The following is a 15270-nucleotide window of genomic DNA, read 5'->3' on the forward strand; positions in this document are numbered from 1 at the left end:
AGCCCCCTGCACCACGCCAGGTGCAACAGCGCCCTCTGCCCGCCATCCGACCGACAGGAGTACGACGTGGGGACCGTAACGATCGGTGTGTCGATCGCGGTCCCGGAGCCTCACGGCAGCCTGCTCCAGGAGCGGCGCGCGGGCTTCGGGGACCCCGCGGCGCACGGCATCCCCACGCACGTCACGCTGCTGCCGCCGACCGAGGTGGACTCCACGGCGCTGCCCGCGGTCGAGGCGCACCTGGGGGCCGTCGCGGCCGCCGGGCGCCCCTTCCCGATGCGGCTCTACGGAACGGGTACGTTCCGTCCGCTGTCGCCCGTGGTCTTCGTCCAGGTGATGGCGGGCGGCGCGGCCTGCGGCTGGCTGCAGGAGCGGGTGCGGGACGCGTCCGGGCCCATGGCGCGCGAGCTGCAGTTCCCGTACCACCCGCACGTCACGGTGGCGCACGGCATCTCCGAAGAGGCCATGGACCGGGCCTACGCGGAGCTTTCGGAGTACGAGGCCGAGTGGCCCTGCACCGGCTTCGCGCTCTATGAGCAGGGCGCCGACGGCGTGTGGCGCAAGCTGCGCGAGTTCGGCTTCGGCGGTGGCGGCCCGGTCGTGCCTCCGCAGGCCGCGGCCCCGGCCGCGCACGGCACGCTGCCCGCCCGCTGACCTCGGGCCCCGAAGGGCGGCGTCACACCGGCAGGCGCCGGAACACCGTCCGCGGCACGTGACGCAGCGCCGACATGACCACCCGCAGCGCGCCGGGTACCCACACCGTCTCCGAGCGGCGCCGAAGGCCCGTCTCGATGGCCAGCGCGACCGCCTCCGGAGTGGTCGCCATCGGGGCCTCCTCCAGGCCCGCCGTCATCTTGGAGCGCACGAAGCCGGGGCGTACGACCATCACGTGCACCCCCGTGCCGTGCAGTGCGTCGCCCAGGCCCTGGGCGAAGGCGTCGAGGCCCGCCTTGCTCGACCCGTAGATGAAGTTCGAGCGGCGGGCGCGCTCGCCCGCGACCGAGGAGAGCACCACCAGGGAGCCGTGTCCCTGGGCCTGCAGGGAGCGGGCGCACACCAGGCCCGCGGAGACCGCGCCGGTGTAGTTCGTCTGCGCGACCCGCACCGCCGACAGCGGCTCGTCCTCGTCGCGTGCCTGGTCGCCGAGGATGCCGAAGGCCAACAGGACCATGTCGATGTCGCCCTCGGCGAAGACCTTGCCGAGCGTGGCCTCGTGGGACTCGGAGTCGAGCGCGTCGAAGGCGACGGTGCGGACGTCCGCACCCATGTCGCGCAGGTCCGCGGCGGCCTTCTCCAGGCCCGGGGAAGGCCGCCCGGCGAGCCACACCATGCGGGTGCGCCGCGCGACCAGACGGCGGGCCGTGGCGAGGCCGATCTCGGAGGTGCCGCCGAGTACGAGCAGGGACTGAGGGGTGCCGAAGGCGTCCTTCATGGGACCAACTCCTGAGGTGCTAGAGGGCGAGGCGGCGCGAGAGGTCCGAGCGGAACACGCCGCGCGGGTCGATCTGCGCCCGCAGCGCGCGGAAATCGTCGAGCCGCGGATACATCGCGGCGAGCATCTCGGGCCGCAGGCGGGAGTCCTTGGCCAGGTAGACGCGGCCGTCGGACGCGGCGACCTCCTCGTCGAGCTCGTCGAGGAAGGCGCCGAGGCCCGGCAGGTTCGCCGGGATGTCCAGGGCGAGGGTCCAGCCGGGCATCGGGAAGGAGAGCCAGCCCGGATCGCCCTCTCCGAAGCGCTTCAGTACGGCGAGGAAGGACGGGCAGCCGCGCTCCGAGATGCGCCGCACGATGCGCCGCAGGGCCTCCTCCTGGCCGTACCCGACGACGAATTGGTACTGCACGAAACCGCCGCGCCCGTAGACGCGGTTCCAGTGCGGGACGCCGTCCAGGGGGTGGAAGAACGTCGACATCTTCTGCAGCTCGCCCACCCGCAGGCGCGGTGCCTTGCGGTACCAGAGCTCATTGAAGAGGCCCACCGACTTCGGGCCGAGCAGCCCTTCGGGCAGGAAGCGCGGGGCGGGCGGCAGCTGGCCGGGGCGGAACGTCAACGGGGCTCTACGCGCGCGTGCCGGAAGGGCGTCCAGGGGAGCGTGGTCGCCGCGCGTGAGCACCGAGCGCCCCATCGAGGCACCGCGCGCCAGGAGGTCGATCCAGGCGACCGAGTAGCGGTAGCGGTGGTCCGTGGCCGTGAGGCGGGCCATCAGGTCGTCCAGGTCGGTGGCGCGCTCCGTGTCCACCGTCATCAACGACGTCTCGACCGGCTGCAGTTGCAGGGTCGCGGCGAGGATCACGCCGGTCAGGCCCATGCCGCCGCCCGTCGCGTCGAACAGGGGAGTGCCGCGCTCGACCGCGTGCACCATGCCGTCGGCGGTGAGCAGTTCCACCGCCATCACATGGCGCGCGAACGACCCGGACCCGTGGTGGTTCTTGCCGTGGATGTCCGTGCCGATCGCGCCGCCGACCGTCACGTAGCGCGTGCCGGGCGTGACCGGCACGAACCAGCCGAGCGGGAGCAGGACCTCCATCAGGTGGTGCAGGGAGACCCCGGCGTCGCACAGGACGGTGCCCGCGTCCGCGTCGATGGCGTGCACGCGGTCCATGCCGGTCATGTCGAGGACCGCGCCGCCCGCGTTCTGTGCCGCGTCCCCATAGGCCCGTCCAAGGCCCCTGGCGATGCCGCCACGCTCCCCGCAGGCCTGGAGGGCGGCCACGGCCTCCTCGGGCGAACGGGGGCGGATCAGGCGGGCTGTGGACGGTGCGGTGCGCCCCCAGCCCGACACGGAGACGGACACGGCCTCGGGCTTCATCGCGGATGCGGAGTCGGCAGGCATAGGCGTGACCGTATCGTCCGAGCAAGGGCAGTTTGTTCCTATTCATCCAAGTTCTCACCGAAATGGGTGATTGATGGAGTGTCGTCCTATATTGCCGTAAATATTGAGAGGTTGCCTAGAAGAGTCGAGAGGTCAGGTCCTTGAAGTCCCCGGAGAAGGAGGCCACATGCACGACATGGACCACCGGCTGCTGTCGGCCCTGCGCGACTGCGGCTCCGACGCGCGCGTGGCCGCCGCCGCACGGGCCCTGTCCTGGACCGGCGAGCACGGCGCCCTCTGGCTCGTCGCGGGGCTCGCGGGCGCAGCGATCGACCGCGAGCGGCGCGGCGCGTGGCTGCGCGGCACGGCGCTGACCGCGGCGGCACACCTGGCCAGCATGGGCGTCAAGCGGGTCGTGCGGCGCCCACGCCCCGGCGGCGACACGGGCGTGGAGCCCCTCGTCAGGACCGCGGGACGGCACTCCTTCCCCAGCTCGCACGCCACTTCGGCCGCCGCGGCCACCGTCGCGTACGGAGCGCTGAGCCCCGTCGGAGCGCGCGTCGTCCCGCCGCTCGCCGCCGCCATGTGTGTCTCGCGGATGGTCGTCGGCGTCCACTACCCGAGTGACGTGGCGGCAGGCGCGGCCCTCGGCGCCCTCACCGCGCGCGTAGGCTCCGCCTGGATGAACGGGGGCCGCAGGCATGGCTGACCGCACCGCCCTGCTCGAACGCCCCCAGCCGCCCGGACCGTCGGGCCCGAGCGCCCTCGCGCTGCCGCTCGGCCTCCTGAAGACCGCGCGCCCCCGGCAGTGGGTGAAGAACGTCCTGGTCGTCGCGGCCCCAGCCGCCGCGGGCGAGCTCTTCTCGCGGCACTCGCTGATCCAACTCGGCCTGGTGTTCGCCCTGTTCACGGCCGCCGCGTCCGCCGTCTACCTCATCAACGACGCGCGCGACGCCGATGCCGACCGCGCCCACCCCACCAAGTGCCGCAGGCCGGTCGCCGCGGGCCAGGTGCCGGTGGCGGTCGCATACGTGGTCGGCGGGCTGCTCGCCGTGCTCGCGCCCGTGGCCGCCGCCGCGCTCTGCACGCCCCTGACGGCAGCGCTGCTCGCCGCCTACGTAGTGATGCAACTGGCCTACTGCGTGAGCCTCAAGCACATCCTCGTCGTCGACCTCGCCGTCGTCACCACGGGTTTCCTGATGCGGGCGATGATCGGGGGAGTGGCACTCGGCATTCCGCTCTCGCGCTGGTTCCTGATCACCACGGGCTTCGGCGCGCTCTTCATGGTCTCCGCCAAGCGCTACTCCGAAGCCGTCCAGATGTCCGGGAGCTCCGAGAAACTGGGCGCCACGCGCGCGTTGCTCACCGAATACACCACCGGCTACCTCCGCTTCGTCTGGCAGCTCGCCGCCGGGGTCGCCGTCCTCGCGTACTGCCTGTGGGCCATGGAGAGCGGCGGCACCGCCAACGGCAGCCTGCTGCCCTGGCGGCAGCTGTCGATGGCCGCCTTCGTCCTCGCGGTCCTGCGGTACGCCGTCTTCGCCGACCGCGGCACCGCGGGCGAGCCCGAGGACGTCGTCCTGCGCGACCGGGCGCTCGCCGTCATCGGCCTGGTGTGGATCGCGATGTACGGCCTCGCGGTGGCCGACTTGTGAGCCCCCTCAGGGAGCGGCTGCGGGCCATGGGCCCCGAACTGCTCGGCTTCGCCGCCGCCGGGATCTGTGCGTACGCCGTCGACCTCGGCTTCTTCATCTGGCTGCGCGGCCCCGTCGGCCTCGACCCGCTGACGGCCAAGGCGCTGTCCTTCGTGGCCGGTTGCACGGTCGCGTACGCGGGCAACGCGCTCGGCACCTACCGGCGCAGCGCGGGGGCCGAGGTCTCGCGCCTCCGTCAGTACGGGATCTTCTTCGCCGTCAACATCGCGGGAGCCCTGGTGCAGTTGCTCTGCATCGCGGTGTCCCATTACGGCCTCGGCCTCACCTCACAGCGCGCGGACACCGTCTCCGGCGCGGGAGTCGGTATGGCACTCGCCACTGTTCTGCGTTTCTGGGGTACTCGGACCTTGGTCTTCCGTACAGCGGGCAGGGAGGCATCATGGACTGGCTGAAAAAGCTCCCCGGCATCGGGCCCCTGGTGGAGCGTCTGATGCGCACGCACGCGTGGAGCGCGTACGAGCGGCTCGACAGTGTGAGCTGGAGCCGCCTCGCGGCGGCGATGACCTTCATCAGCTTCCTGGCGCTCTTCCCGCTGATCACCGTCGCCGCAGCCGTCGCCGCCGCGACGCTCTCCAAGAGCCAGCAGGACAAGCTCGAGGACACCATCTCGAAGCAGGTCCCCGGCATCTCCGATCAGCTGAACCTGGACGCCCTGGTCGCCAACGCGGGCACCGTCGGCCTCATCGCGGGTGCCCTGCTGCTCTTCACCGGCATCGGCTGGGTCGGCTCGATGAGAGAGTGCCTGCGGGTCGTCTGGGAGCTGGAGGACACCGACGAGAACCCCGTCATGCGCAAGGTCAAGGACGCCGGGGTGCTGCTCGGGCTCGGCGGCGCCGGGCTCGCGTCCGTCGTCGCGTCGACCCTCGCGTCGACCGCCGTCGGCTGGAGCGCCGACCTCCTGGGGGTCTCCAGGGACGGCTGGGGCGGCGTGCTGCTCCAGACCATCGCGTTCGCCATCGCCGTCCTCGCGGACTTCCTGCTGCTGCTCTACGTCCTGACGCTGCTGCCCGGAGTGCAGCCGCCCCGCCGCCACCTGATCACCGCGGGCCTGATCGGCGCGGCCGGGTTCGAGCTCCTCAAGCTGCTGCTCGGCGGCTACATGAAGGGCGTCGCCGCGAAGAGCATGTACGGCGCCTTCGGGGTGCCCGTCGCACTGCTCCTGTGGATCAACTTCACCGCGAAGCTGCTGCTGTTCTGCGCCGCCTGGACGGCGACGCGGAAGCAGACATGTACGGAACAGGAACAAGAAGAGCGGCAAAAACAGGAGCAGCAGAAACAGGAGCAGGCGGGGCCCGGTGAGGTCAGCGGCGGCTCTTCCGCCGCACCAGGTCCGGCAGCGGCATCCGGCGGCTGATCACGAACCACCCGGCGGCGATGAGCGCCAGGACGCCGCCGACGACCCCGAGCGCGACACCGACGCCGCTGCCCGAGTCCTTGTCGGAGGCGTGCGCCACGTTCTTGGCGGAGTCGGAATCGCCGCCCTTGCCCGCGCCGGGAGCACCCTTGCCGCTGCCCGTACCGGCACCCTTCGGAGCGACGAGTTCACCCACAGGATCGACCTTGCCCGAGGCCTTGAAGCCCCAGTCGAGGAGGCGCTCGGTCTCCTTGTAGACCGCGTGCTGCTCCCCGGAGTCGGGGTTCATGACGGTGACGAGCAGCACCTTGCCGTTGCGCTCGGCGACTCCGGTGAAGGTGTTGCCCGCGTTCGTGGTGCTGCCGTTCTTGACGCCCGCGATGCCCTTGTAGGCGTCGAGACCGACGTCCCCCGTAAGGAGCCGGTTGGTGTTCTGGATCTCGAAGGACTCGCGCTTCTTCTTGCCCTTGTCCTTGCCCTTCTTGACCTTCTTGGTCTCGCCGGGGAACTTGGCGGTGGCCGTCGAGCAGTACTCGCGGAAGTCCTTCTTCTGCAGCCCGGACCGGGCGAACAGCGTCAGGTCGTACGCCGAGGAGACCTGCCCCTTCTCGTCATAGCCGTCCGGGCTGACCACGTGCGTGTCGAGGGCCTGCAGCTCCTCCGCGTGCGACTGCATGTTCTTGACGGTCGCGGGGACGCCGCCGTTCATCGCCGACAGGACGTGCACCGCGTCGTTGCCCGACCGCAGGAAGACGCCGAGCCACAGGTCGTGGACCGTGTACGTCTCGTTCTCCTTGACGCCCACCATGCTGCTGCCCGCGCCGATGCCGGCCAGGTCGGAGAGCTCGACCTTGTGCTTCTGCGTCTTGGGGAACTTCGGCAGGACCGTGTCCGCGAAGAGCATCTTCAGGGTGCTCGCCGGGGGCAGCCGCCAGTGCGAGTTGTGCGAGGCGAGCACCTCGCCCGTCTCGGCGTCGGAGACCATCCAGGAGCGCGCCGAAAGGTCCTTGGGCAGCACGGGCGCGCCCGCCTTCAGGCTCACCTGGGTGCCCGGCTCGCCGAGCTTGGCGCCGCCGACGGTCGACATCTTCGACGGCGGCTTGGGCTTGTTCTCGCCCCCCGGCTTGCCGTCGGCCCATGCGGGAGCCGTGGTCGACATGGTCAGCAATGCGGCGGAAGTGACCAACAAGGCGGTCTTTTTTACGGCAGGCACGGACGAGAACGTACAGGGCGCCGCTGTGGAAGTCGCCGCCGAGGTGGCCTGAGTGTCGGGCCCCCCACCCCGGCGGCGGTGCGGAAGGGAGGCTCGCGATACTGAACGCATGAAGCTCAGCCGCCCGGTCTCCTGGTTCCTGCTCGCCTTCGGTGTGTGGAGCTGGTTCATCTGGATCACTTTCGTCAAGAACCTGTGGAAGGACGGCAGTGGGCTCGCCTTCGATGACGCAGGCGACCCGACCGCGTACTTCTGGGTCCACCTGACGCTCGCCGTCGCCTCCTTTGTCTTGGGGACGGTGGTAGGAGCCATCGGGTTGCGCGGAGTGCGTGCTCTGCGCCGTACGTCATAGCTGATCGGTCACTCCTGAGGGGCGCGCTCCGTGGTCATCCTGTTCGTGCTGGCCGGTCTCGCCGCGCTCGCGGCCCTCGCCGGGATGCAGTGGTACGCCTGGCGGCGCCTGGTGCGGGACACCACGGCCGGGCCCGGGTTCGCCCGGCGCGCGGGCGCCGTGGTCTTCGTCGCCGGGCCGCTGCTGATGTTCGCGGCGATCGCGAGCGAGCGGGCCGGGGCGCCGTTCTGGCTCCAGCAGGTGCTGGCCTGGCCCGGCTTCATGTGGATGGCCCTGTCGATCTATCTCGTTCTCGCGCTTCTCGTGGGGGAGCTCGTACGCCCCTTCTTCTTGAGGCGTCGCACGAAACCCACTCCTACGGAGGAGCCCGCTTCGGAGGGGCTGCCTACGAAGGACCCCTCTACGAAGGACCCCTCTACGGAGGTCCCGGCCGCCGAGGCGCCCGCCCCCGCACAGATGCGGGCGGACCCGGCCACCCCCTCGCGCCGCCTCTTCGTCTCCCGGATCGTCGGCGGGACCGCGGCTGCCGTCGCCGTCGGAACCGTCGGCCACGGAACGTACGGCGTCCTGCGCGGCCCCCGGGTCAAGCGCGTCACCGTGCCGCTGGCCAAGCTGCCGCGCGGGGCGCACGGTTTCCGGATCGCCGTGGTCAGCGACATCCACCTCGGGCCGATTCTCGGACGCGGCTTCACCCAGCGCGTGGTCGACACGATCAACGGCACGCAGCCCGACCTCATCGCGGTCGTCGGCGACCTGGTCGACGGCAGCGTCGAGGACCTGGGGCCGGCCGCCGCCCCGCTCGCCCAGCTCCGCGCGCGGCACGGCACGTACTTCGTGACCGGTAACCACGAGTACTTCTCGGGAGCCGAGCAGTGGGTCGATCACGTACGCGAACTCGGCCTGCGGCCGCTGGAGAACGCCCGCACCGAGCTGCCCGGCTTCGACCTCGCGGGCGTGGACGACGTGGCGGGCGAGAGCGAGGGGCGCGGCCCCGACTTCGCCAAGGCGCTGGGTGACCGGGACCGCTCGCGGGCGTCCGTGCTCCTGGCCCATCAGCCGGTCGTCATCCACGACGCCGTCAAGCACGGCGTCGACCTCCAGCTCTCCGGCCACACCCACGGCGGACAGCTGTGGCCGGGCAACTTCATCGCCGACCTGGCCAACCCGACGCTCGCGGGCCTTGAGCGGTACGGCGACACCCAGCTGTACGTGACACGTGGCGCGGGTGCCTGGGGACCGCCGGTGCGGGTCGGGGCGCCGTCCGACATCACGGTCGTCGAACTGGCCTCCCGCCAGGCGTAATCGCCAGTTGGTTCGATGCGGTACAAACCTGGCTGGATACTGCCGCGCCGGAAGGTGACGGTGTGACACCGAGCACTACCTCTGCGCAGCATTAAGTGTCGGAAGTGTGTGCGGTTCTTGATGCTTTGGTGTGCCATAGGGGGAACGTTGTTGCGACGTCATGCTTTCCGGCTGCCACCGCACCCGGCATCCGTCTCGCTCGCACGGCTCCGTGTGCACGACCATCTGGCCGCCTGGGGGCACAAGGAGGAGAGCGCGGCGCTGCAGGACGCCGTACTCCTCGTGTCGGAGCTGGCGACGAACGCCGTCTGTCACGGCCACGTCCTGGAGCGGGAGTTCGAGGTCGCGGTCACGGTGCTCGCCGACGGCGACTGCTTCATAGAGGTGTCCGACGAGAGTCCGACCGGCCCGGAACTGCGGGAGCTCGGCCCCTGGGAGGAGAACGGCCGCGGCCTGCGGCTGCTCGACGCGCTCTCCGAGGCGTGGGGCGTCTGGCAGCGGGGGCGGTACGGGAAGACGGTGTGGGCGCTCGTCCGGGGGTAGTCGGGCGCGGTCGGGCACAGCCGGGCCCCTGGGCCTCCAGCGAGGTGTCCGGTCCCTCCCGGCGGGCTCCCTTCCCCCGAACGGGCCTTCCTACCCACCCGCCCGGTTGCCCGGCATCCTCCCCTTACCGAACAAGCCTTTCCCGACCACCCGCCCGATCGCTCCGTAGCCTCACCTCGCCGGCAACGTAACCGTCACCGTGAGACCCGCCCCCGGTGCCGTCTCCACCCCCACCTCGCCGCCGTGCGCCACGACGACCCCCTGCACGATCGCCATGCCCAGCCCACTGCCCGCGCCCCCGCCCGCCCGGAAGAACCGGTCGAACACGCGCGCCGCGTCCTCCTCCGCCAGACCGGGCCCCTGATCGGCCACGCGCAGCCGCACCACCCCGTCCCGCCGCTCCACGCCCAGCGTGACCGGCGCGTCGGCGGGCGTGTGGACGCGTACGTTGCCCAGCAGATTGCCGAGCACCTGGCGCAGCCCCGACTCGTCCGCGCGGATCAGCACCGCCCCGTCGGCGCGGACCGTCAGCGGGCGCCCCGGCTCCTGCACCCGCAGGTCGTCGGCGGCGTCCCGTACCAGGCGGCTCAAGTCGACGTTCCGGAAGCGCAGTTCCGGCTGCTGGTCCAGGCGGGCCAGGGTGAGCAGCTCGTCGACCAGGTGCCCCATCCGGTCGGTCTCGGCGATGACGCGGCTCCACGCGCGCGTGCGCTCCGCCGGGTCGCGGAGCATCCCCTTGTCATACAGCTGGAGATAGCCGCGGATCGCCGACAAGGGCGTACGCAGCTCGTGCGAGGCATCGGCGACGAAGCGGCGCAGCTGCGCCGAGCTGCGCTCGCGGGTCTCGAAGGCGGACTCGACCTGGTGGAGCATGGAGTTGAGGGCGAGCCGCAGCTGCTCGGTCTCCGTCGCCGGGGCACGGCTGGAAGGCACGCGCCGGGTCAGATCGCCCTCGGCGATGGCGGACGCCGTCTCGACCATGTCCTCCAGAGGGCGCAGCCGGTGGTGCGCGGAGATCATCGTCAGGACGGCGAGCAGCCCCAACAGGACCACTCCGAAGGCGGCGTCGAGCTTGAGCGCCTTCTTGATGCCCGATTCCACGTTCTGTGTCGCCGCGGCCATCAGGACCGTCGTGCCGTCGGCGAGCCGCGCGCCCACCATGCGATGGGCGTCACCGTCCAGGGTGATGTCCTGCGGCTCGGACTCGTCGGCGACCGCCTCGGGGTCGCCGACGGCGGCGGCCAGGGCGCGCTGGCGCGGGGTCGGCGTGAGCGCGCCGATGGCGACGGGCTCGCCGCGCTCGTCCACCGCCACGAACACCGTGTCCCCGCGCGGCAGGGAGGTCGCGTGCTCCTTGCCGTCGGGCGAGAGCTTGTCGAGCACGACGCCCAGCTCGCTGAGCCTCTCGATGTCCTTCATGGTGAGCCCGGTGCTCAGCAGCGAGGTGCGCGACTGCGTCAGCTCGGCGTCCACGCTGCCGAGCAGGTAGTGGCGCATGCCCATGACGCTCACGCCGGTCGCCACGATGACGCCGAGGGCCAGCAGAGCCACGTTCACCCAGGTGAGCTTGGCGCGCAGCGAGCTCATGCCGCGGCGGTGCGCACGCCTCATGCGAGGCCGTATCCGACACCCCGCCGGGTCGTGATCACCGGCGGGCCCAGGGCGTCCAGCTTGCGCCGCAGATAGCTGATGTAGGTCTCCACGACGGTCGACTCGGGCGTGTGCTCGTACTGCCAGACGTGGCGCAGGAGTTGCTCCTTGGGCACCACTCGGCCGCCGTTGCGGACCAGGAAGCGCAGCAGGGCGTACTCGGTGGGCGTGAGCTGTGCCGTGCGGCCCGCCCTGCGCACCACGTACGTCGTCTCGTCGAGCTCCAGGTCTCCGTAGCGCAGCGGCGGGCGCTGGGGGAGCACGTCGCCGTCCCTGGTGCGGCGCAGGACCGCGCCGATGCGGGCGACGACCTCGTCGATGTTGAACGGCTTGGTGATGTAGTCGTCGCCGAAGCCGAGCGCGCCCACGACCTCCGCGGGCGCGTCCCGCGCGGTCAGGAAGAGCAGGCCCATCTCGGGGCGCCTGGCGCGCAGTTCCCTGGCCAGGGCGCGGCCGTCGCCGTCCGGCAGCATCACGTCGAGGAGCGCCGCGTCGGGCCGGGTGCGCTCGGCGAGTGCCAGGGCGTCGCGCACGGTGCCCGCCACCATCACGTCGAAGCGGTGGTAGCGCAGGGCGATGGCGAGCACGTCGGCGATGCTCGGCTCGTCCTCGACGACGAGGACGGTGGCCCCGGCGCCAGGACCGGTCGGCACTCCGACATCTGTTCCCTGCTGGCCTTCGGCGTGGCTCATGCCTTCAGTATCGGCACGGGCGTTGTACGAAGACCCGGTCCGTGCCTTGGAGTTACTTGAGAATCATGGCCGCGCGGCGCCGTTCGGGCGCGGTGCCGCCGATGCTGAGGCTCCTGAAAGCACGGACCCGGGGGGACCTGGCGACGCGGAGGAGGAGTGGATCGTGACGGCATTGGCGCGATGGTGCTATCGGCACCGTCTGGTGGTCCTTGTGCTGTGGGTGGGAGCCCTGTTCGGCCTGGGGGCGGCGGGGACCTCGGCGGGCACCAACTACTCGAATGTGTTCTCCCTGCCGGACACGGACTCCACGCGCGCGTACGACCTGATGACCAAGGCCTTCCCGGAGCGCTCCGGGGACACCGACACGGTCGTCTGGCGCGTCGACGAAGGCGCTTCGGCCCGTGACGAGGACGTACGGGCGCGCATCGAGCCCGCGCTCAAGGAGATCGCCGGCATGAAGGGCGTCGGCGAGGTTGCCAGCCCGTACGCGTCCAAGGAGGCGGGCGCCGCCCAGACCAGCGAGAACGGCCGCATCGCCTACGCCCAGGTGACGTTCACCGAGCAGGCGAACGAGGTTCCCAAGGACCTGGTCCAGGACGTCGTGGACACCGCCCAGAACGCCGAGAGGTCCGGCCTGCGGGTCGAACTGGGCGGCCAGGCGATCACCCGCATCCAGGAGCCGCCCACGGGCACCTCCGAACTGGTCGGCATCGCGGCCGCGGCCGTCGTCCTCTTCCTGGCCTTCGGTTCGCTCTTCGCGATGGCCCTGCCGATCGTCATCGCCGTCTTCGGAGTGGGCATGGGGATGCTCTCGACGATGCTGCTCAGCCATGTCACGGACATCCCCGAAGTGGCCCCGCTGCTCGGCTCGCTGATCGGCCTGGGCGTCGGCATCGACTACGCGCTCTTCATCGTCACCCGGCACCGGCGCGGCATCCTGCGCGGCATGGAGCCCGAGGAGTCCGCGGTGCAGGCCCTGAACACCTCGGGCCGCGCGGTGCTCTTCGCGGGCGGCACGGTATGCATCGCGCTCGCCGGGATGCTGGTGATGAACATGCGCTTCCTGGACGGCGTGGTCGTCGCCGCCTCCCTGACGGTGGTCCTGAGCGTCCTGGCGGCCGTCACCCTGCTGCCCTCGCTCCTCGGGCTGCTCGGACCCCGGGTGCTCAGCCGCAGGCAGCGGCGGCGCCTGGCGGCCGATGGACCGGAGCCGGCCGAGGCGAGCGGCCTCGCGGCGCGCTGGTCCTCGTACGTCCAGAAGCGTCCGCGCTCGATCGCGGCGCTCGCCTTCGTGGTGATGGCCTTCCTGGCCCTGCCGCTGCTCTCCTTGCGGCTCGGCGCGACCGACCAGGGCAACCACCAGGAGTCGACGACGACCCGGCAGGCGTACGACATGCTGGCCGAGGGATTCGGTCCGGGATTCAACGGCCCGCTCCAAGTAGTGGCCGAAGAGGCCGACACCGGGAACCTGGTGGCGACCATCCGTGAGACGGAGGGCGTGGCGAGGGTGGCGGCGGCTCCGCCCGCGGACGGCATCTCGGTCATCAACGTGGTCCCGACCACCTCCCCCCAGTCGGTGGAGACGGACCAGCTCATCGACCGTCTACGGGATGACGTGATTCCGGAGGCCGGGGTCGAGGCACACGTGGGCGGCGTCACGGCCATCTTCAAGGACTTCGCCGCGGTGACGGGCGACCGACTGCCCTACTTCGTAGGAGCGATCATCGCGCTCGGCTTCCTCCTGCTCCTTGTCGCCTTCCGCTCGCTGGTGGTGCCGCTGACGGCGGCCCTGATGAACCTGATCGCGGCGGCGGCGTCCTTCGGCGTATTGGTGGCCGTCTTCCAGTGGGGCTGGGGCACGGAGCTCCTCGGCGTCGGCAAGGAGGGGCCGATCACCGCCTTCCTGCCCGTCATCATGCTGTCGCTGCTCTTCGGGCTCTCGATGGACTACCAGGTGTTCCTGGTGAGCCGCATGCACGAGGAATGGGTGCACACGAAGGACAACGCCCGCGCGGTGAGGGTGGGCCTCGCCGAGACGAGCAGGGTCATCAACTGCGCGGCCCTGATCATGATCTGCGTCTTCTCCGCGTTCGTCCTGAGCGGCGACATGGAGGGCGCGATGGCGGGCATCGGCCTCGCGGCGGCGGTCGCCCTGGACGCGTTCATCCTGCGCACGGCACTCGTCCCGGCCGCCATGCACCTGCTGGGCCGCTCCAACTGGTGGCTCCCCGCGGGCCTGGAGAAGCGCCTGCCGCACCTGGCGGTGGAGCCGCGGGAGGCGCCGGACGAGCCGGATGCGCTGGATGAGCCGGCAACCGTGCCGCACGCGCGCGTGCCCGAGCCCGACGGTGAGGGCGGCGCCTCCGTGGTGCACGGTTTCATCCGCACCGCGGAGGGCGACCCGGTGGAGGGCGCGATCCTGACCCTGCTGTCCAAGGCGGGCCGCCAACTGGACCGCGTCACCTCACTCGCCGACGGTTCCTACATCGTCGCGGCCCCGTCGGCGGGCGCCTACCTGCTGGCCGTCACGGCCCCCGGCTACGCGGCCCGCGCGCGGCACATCCAGGTCGCGGGCGAACCGCTGGTGTACGACGTGGAGCTGGCGGTGGGTGAGATGGACACGGTGAACTAGCCGCCCGGGGGCCGGGTCAGAGGGCCCGGACCCTCGGCAGCCCCGTCACGGACATCACCAGCGAGTAGAGCGAGGTCGTCGCCGCGATGAAGAGCCGGTTGTTCCTCGGCCCGCCGAAGGCGATGTTGGCGACGGCCTCGGGGACGGTGATCCGCCCGATGAGGGTGCCGTCGGGGTCGTAGCAGTGGACGCCGTCGTGAAAGGCGGCGGCCCACAGCCGGCCTCCGTCGTCGAAGCGGATGTTGTCGAAGCCGGAGTCCTTGGACTCGGCGAAGACGACGCCGTCCGAGAGGGTTCCGTCGTCACGGACGTCGAAGGCGCGGATCTGGGTGGCGCGGGAGTCGGAGACGTACAACTGCCGTTCGTCGGGCGAGAAGACGAGGCCGTTCGGCCCGTCGAAGCCGTCGGCGACGATGCGCACGTCACCGGTCACGGGGTCGATCCGGTAGACGTGGCAGCCATCGATCTCGGCGGCGGCGCGATGTCCTTCGTAGTCGCTGGTGATCCCGAAGTCGGGGTCGGAGAACCAGACCGACCCGTCGGAGCGGACCACGGCGTCGTTCGGGCTGTTGAACCGCTTGCCCTCGAAACGGTCGGCGAGGACGGTGACGCGGCCGTCGTGCTCGGTGCGGGTGACGCGCCGGTTGCCCTGCTCGCAGCAGATCAACCGCCCCTCCCGGTCCAGGGTGTTGCCGTTGACGTACCCGGCGGGCGTACGGAAGACGCCGACGGTGCCGGTCGCCTCGTCCCAGCGCAGCAGCCGGTCGTTGGGTATGTCGCTCCAGATGAGCTGCCGCCAGGCGGGCAGGTAGAGCGGCCCTTCGGCCCACCGGCAGTCGTCGTGCAGGACTTCCAGCTTGGCGTCCCCGTTGGCGCACCGGCCTGTGCGGAAGCGGTCGTCCAGAACCTCGTACGACGTGGGCACCTTCTGGGAAGACATGACGACCCCTGTCTGACGTGTGTGCGAATGGTATTCGGTAACAGGAGGATATTGCAGTACGAGATAT

15 protein-coding genes are annotated in these 15270 nt (G+C 71.1%); 9 read left to right on the plus strand and 6 right to left on the minus strand.

Translation table 11 applies throughout. The annotated features are described in order from the left end of the window. The first annotated feature begins 66 nt into the window (after nt 1-66). On the plus strand, nt 67-654 hold the full coding sequence (locus tag AC07AG_RS11900) for a 2'-5' RNA ligase family protein (protein ID WP_361053876.1): 588 nt from the start codon (nt 67-69) through the stop codon (nt 652-654). Between the two features lie 22 nt (nt 655-676). Here AC07AG_RS11900 and AC07AG_RS11905 read toward each other — a convergent pair whose 3' ends face one another. Together AC07AG_RS11905 and AC07AG_RS11910 are read right to left on the minus strand one after the other, a co-directional pair. Continuing rightward, complete coding sequence (locus AC07AG_RS11905; protein WP_478754289.1) at nt 677-1432, minus strand: decaprenylphospho-beta-D-erythro-pentofuranosid-2-ulose 2-reductase; 756 nt, start codon at nt 1430-1432, stop codon at nt 677-679. 19 nt (nt 1433-1451) lie between these two features. Next, entirely contained in the window at nt 1452-2831 is a 1380-nt protein-coding gene (locus AC07AG_RS11910; protein ID WP_478754290.1) for an FAD-binding protein, read from the minus strand. Nucleotides 2832-2997: 166 nt separating this feature from the next. On the opposite strand from AC07AG_RS11910, the gene AC07AG_RS11915 reads away from it, so the two are divergent. From AC07AG_RS11915 to AC07AG_RS11930, 4 genes are read left to right on the plus strand one after another with little or no spacing between them, the layout of a single operon-like run. Further along, a complete protein-coding gene (locus AC07AG_RS11915; protein WP_478754292.1) occupies nt 2998-3519 on the plus strand; it encodes a phosphatase PAP2 family protein in 522 nt (173 codons plus the stop codon). Then, nucleotides 3512-4465, plus strand: a complete 954-nt coding sequence (locus AC07AG_RS11920) for a decaprenyl-phosphate phosphoribosyltransferase (protein WP_478754293.1) — start codon at nt 3512-3514, stop codon at nt 4463-4465. The genes AC07AG_RS11915 and AC07AG_RS11920 overlap by 8 nt, the downstream gene beginning before the upstream one ends. A 26-nt stretch (nt 4466-4491) precedes the next feature. Beyond that, nucleotides 4492-4917: a GtrA family protein gene (locus tag AC07AG_RS11925; protein ID WP_478755508.1), complete on the plus strand. Its 426-nt coding sequence runs from the start codon at nt 4492-4494 to the stop codon at nt 4915-4917. Then, the gene (locus AC07AG_RS11930; protein WP_478754295.1) at nt 4905-5879 is read left to right on the plus strand and encodes a YihY/virulence factor BrkB family protein; all 975 of its coding nucleotides are present in this window, start codon (nt 4905-4907) and stop codon (nt 5877-5879) included. The genes AC07AG_RS11925 and AC07AG_RS11930 overlap by 13 nt, the downstream gene beginning before the upstream one ends. Here the strand turns inward: AC07AG_RS11930 and AC07AG_RS11935 are convergent. Then, complete coding sequence (locus AC07AG_RS11935) at nt 5827-7038, minus strand: D-alanyl-D-alanine carboxypeptidase family protein (RefSeq protein WP_478754297.1); 1212 nt, start codon at nt 7036-7038, stop codon at nt 5827-5829. The genes AC07AG_RS11930 and AC07AG_RS11935 overlap by 53 nt on opposite strands. Nucleotides 7039-7201: 163 nt before the next feature. Between AC07AG_RS11935 and AC07AG_RS11940 the strand changes: the two genes are divergently transcribed. The 3 genes from AC07AG_RS11940 (at nt 7202) to AC07AG_RS11950 (ending at nt 9289) form a co-directional block, all read left to right on the plus strand. Next, a complete protein-coding gene (locus tag AC07AG_RS11940; RefSeq protein WP_160506782.1) occupies nt 7202-7444 on the plus strand; it encodes an SCO4848 family membrane protein in 243 nt (80 codons plus the stop codon). 30 nt (nt 7445-7474) lie between these two features. Then, on the plus strand, nt 7475-8746 hold the full coding sequence (locus tag AC07AG_RS11945) for a metallophosphoesterase (RefSeq protein WP_478754300.1): 1272 nt from the start codon (nt 7475-7477) through the stop codon (nt 8744-8746). Nucleotides 8747-8893: 147 nt separating this feature from the next. Beyond that, nucleotides 8894-9289 (plus strand): ATP-binding protein, encoded by a 396-nt coding sequence (locus AC07AG_RS11950; protein WP_478754301.1) that lies wholly within the window; start codon nt 8894-8896, stop codon nt 9287-9289. Nucleotides 9290-9460: 171 nt separating this feature from the next. Here AC07AG_RS11950 and AC07AG_RS11955 read toward each other — a convergent pair whose 3' ends face one another. Both AC07AG_RS11955 and AC07AG_RS11960 read right to left on the minus strand, forming a co-directional pair. Next, a complete protein-coding gene (locus AC07AG_RS11955) occupies nt 9461-10876 on the minus strand; it encodes a sensor histidine kinase (RefSeq protein WP_478754303.1) in 1416 nt (471 codons plus the stop codon). Between the two features lie 20 nt (nt 10877-10896). Next, nucleotides 10897-11592 carry a response regulator transcription factor gene (locus tag AC07AG_RS11960; protein ID WP_478755510.1) on the minus strand — a complete coding sequence of 232 codons (696 nt, stop codon included), beginning with the start codon at nt 11590-11592 and terminating at the stop codon, nt 10897-10899. Between the two features lie 211 nt (nt 11593-11803). Here AC07AG_RS11960 and AC07AG_RS11965 point away from each other — a divergent pair, with 211 nt between their 5' ends. Further along, nucleotides 11804-14263 carry an MMPL family transporter gene (locus AC07AG_RS11965; RefSeq protein ID WP_478755512.1) on the plus strand — a complete coding sequence of 820 codons (2460 nt, stop codon included), beginning with the start codon at nt 11804-11806 and terminating at the stop codon, nt 14261-14263. Nucleotides 14264-14279: 16 nt separating this feature from the next. On the opposite strand, the gene AC07AG_RS11970 is transcribed toward AC07AG_RS11965, so the two are convergent. Beyond that, the gene (locus AC07AG_RS11970) at nt 14280-15203 is read right to left on the minus strand and encodes an SMP-30/gluconolactonase/LRE family protein (RefSeq protein WP_478754305.1); all 924 of its coding nucleotides are present in this window, start codon (nt 15201-15203) and stop codon (nt 14280-14282) included. Nucleotides 15204-15270: the final 67 nt, after the last annotated feature.

It is taken from the genome of Streptomyces sp. NPDC044044 (assembly GCF_056434405.1).

Excerpts from the sequence above, each read along its gene's own strand:
- AC07AG_RS11905 (WP_478754289.1), bottom strand. The coding sequence starts at position 1,432 with ATGAAGGACGCCTTCGGCACCCCTCAGTCCCTGCTCGTACTCGGCGGC.
- AC07AG_RS11910 (WP_478754290.1), bottom strand. The coding sequence starts at position 2,831 with ATGCCTGCCGACTCCGCATCCGCGATGAAGCCCGAGGCCGTGTCCGTC.
- AC07AG_RS11915 (WP_478754292.1), top strand. The coding sequence starts at position 2,998 with ATGCACGACATGGACCACCGGCTGCTGTCGGCCCTGCGCGACTGCGGC.
- AC07AG_RS11920 (WP_478754293.1), top strand. The coding sequence starts at position 3,512 with ATGGCTGACCGCACCGCCCTGCTCGAACGCCCCCAGCCGCCCGGACCG.
- AC07AG_RS11925 (WP_478755508.1), top strand. The coding sequence starts at position 4,492 with ATGGGCCCCGAACTGCTCGGCTTCGCCGCCGCCGGGATCTGTGCGTAC.
- AC07AG_RS11930 (WP_478754295.1), top strand. The coding sequence starts at position 4,905 with ATGGACTGGCTGAAAAAGCTCCCCGGCATCGGGCCCCTGGTGGAGCGT.
- AC07AG_RS11935 (WP_478754297.1), bottom strand. The coding sequence starts at position 7,038 with ATGTCGACCACGGCTCCCGCATGGGCCGACGGCAAGCCGGGGGGCGAG.
- AC07AG_RS11940 (WP_160506782.1), top strand. The coding sequence starts at position 7,202 with ATGAAGCTCAGCCGCCCGGTCTCCTGGTTCCTGCTCGCCTTCGGTGTG.
- AC07AG_RS11955 (WP_478754303.1), bottom strand. The coding sequence starts at position 10,876 with ATGAGCTCGCTGCGCGCCAAGCTCACCTGGGTGAACGTGGCTCTGCTG.
- AC07AG_RS11970 (WP_478754305.1), bottom strand. The coding sequence starts at position 15,203 with ATGTCTTCCCAGAAGGTGCCCACGTCGTACGAGGTTCTGGACGACCGC.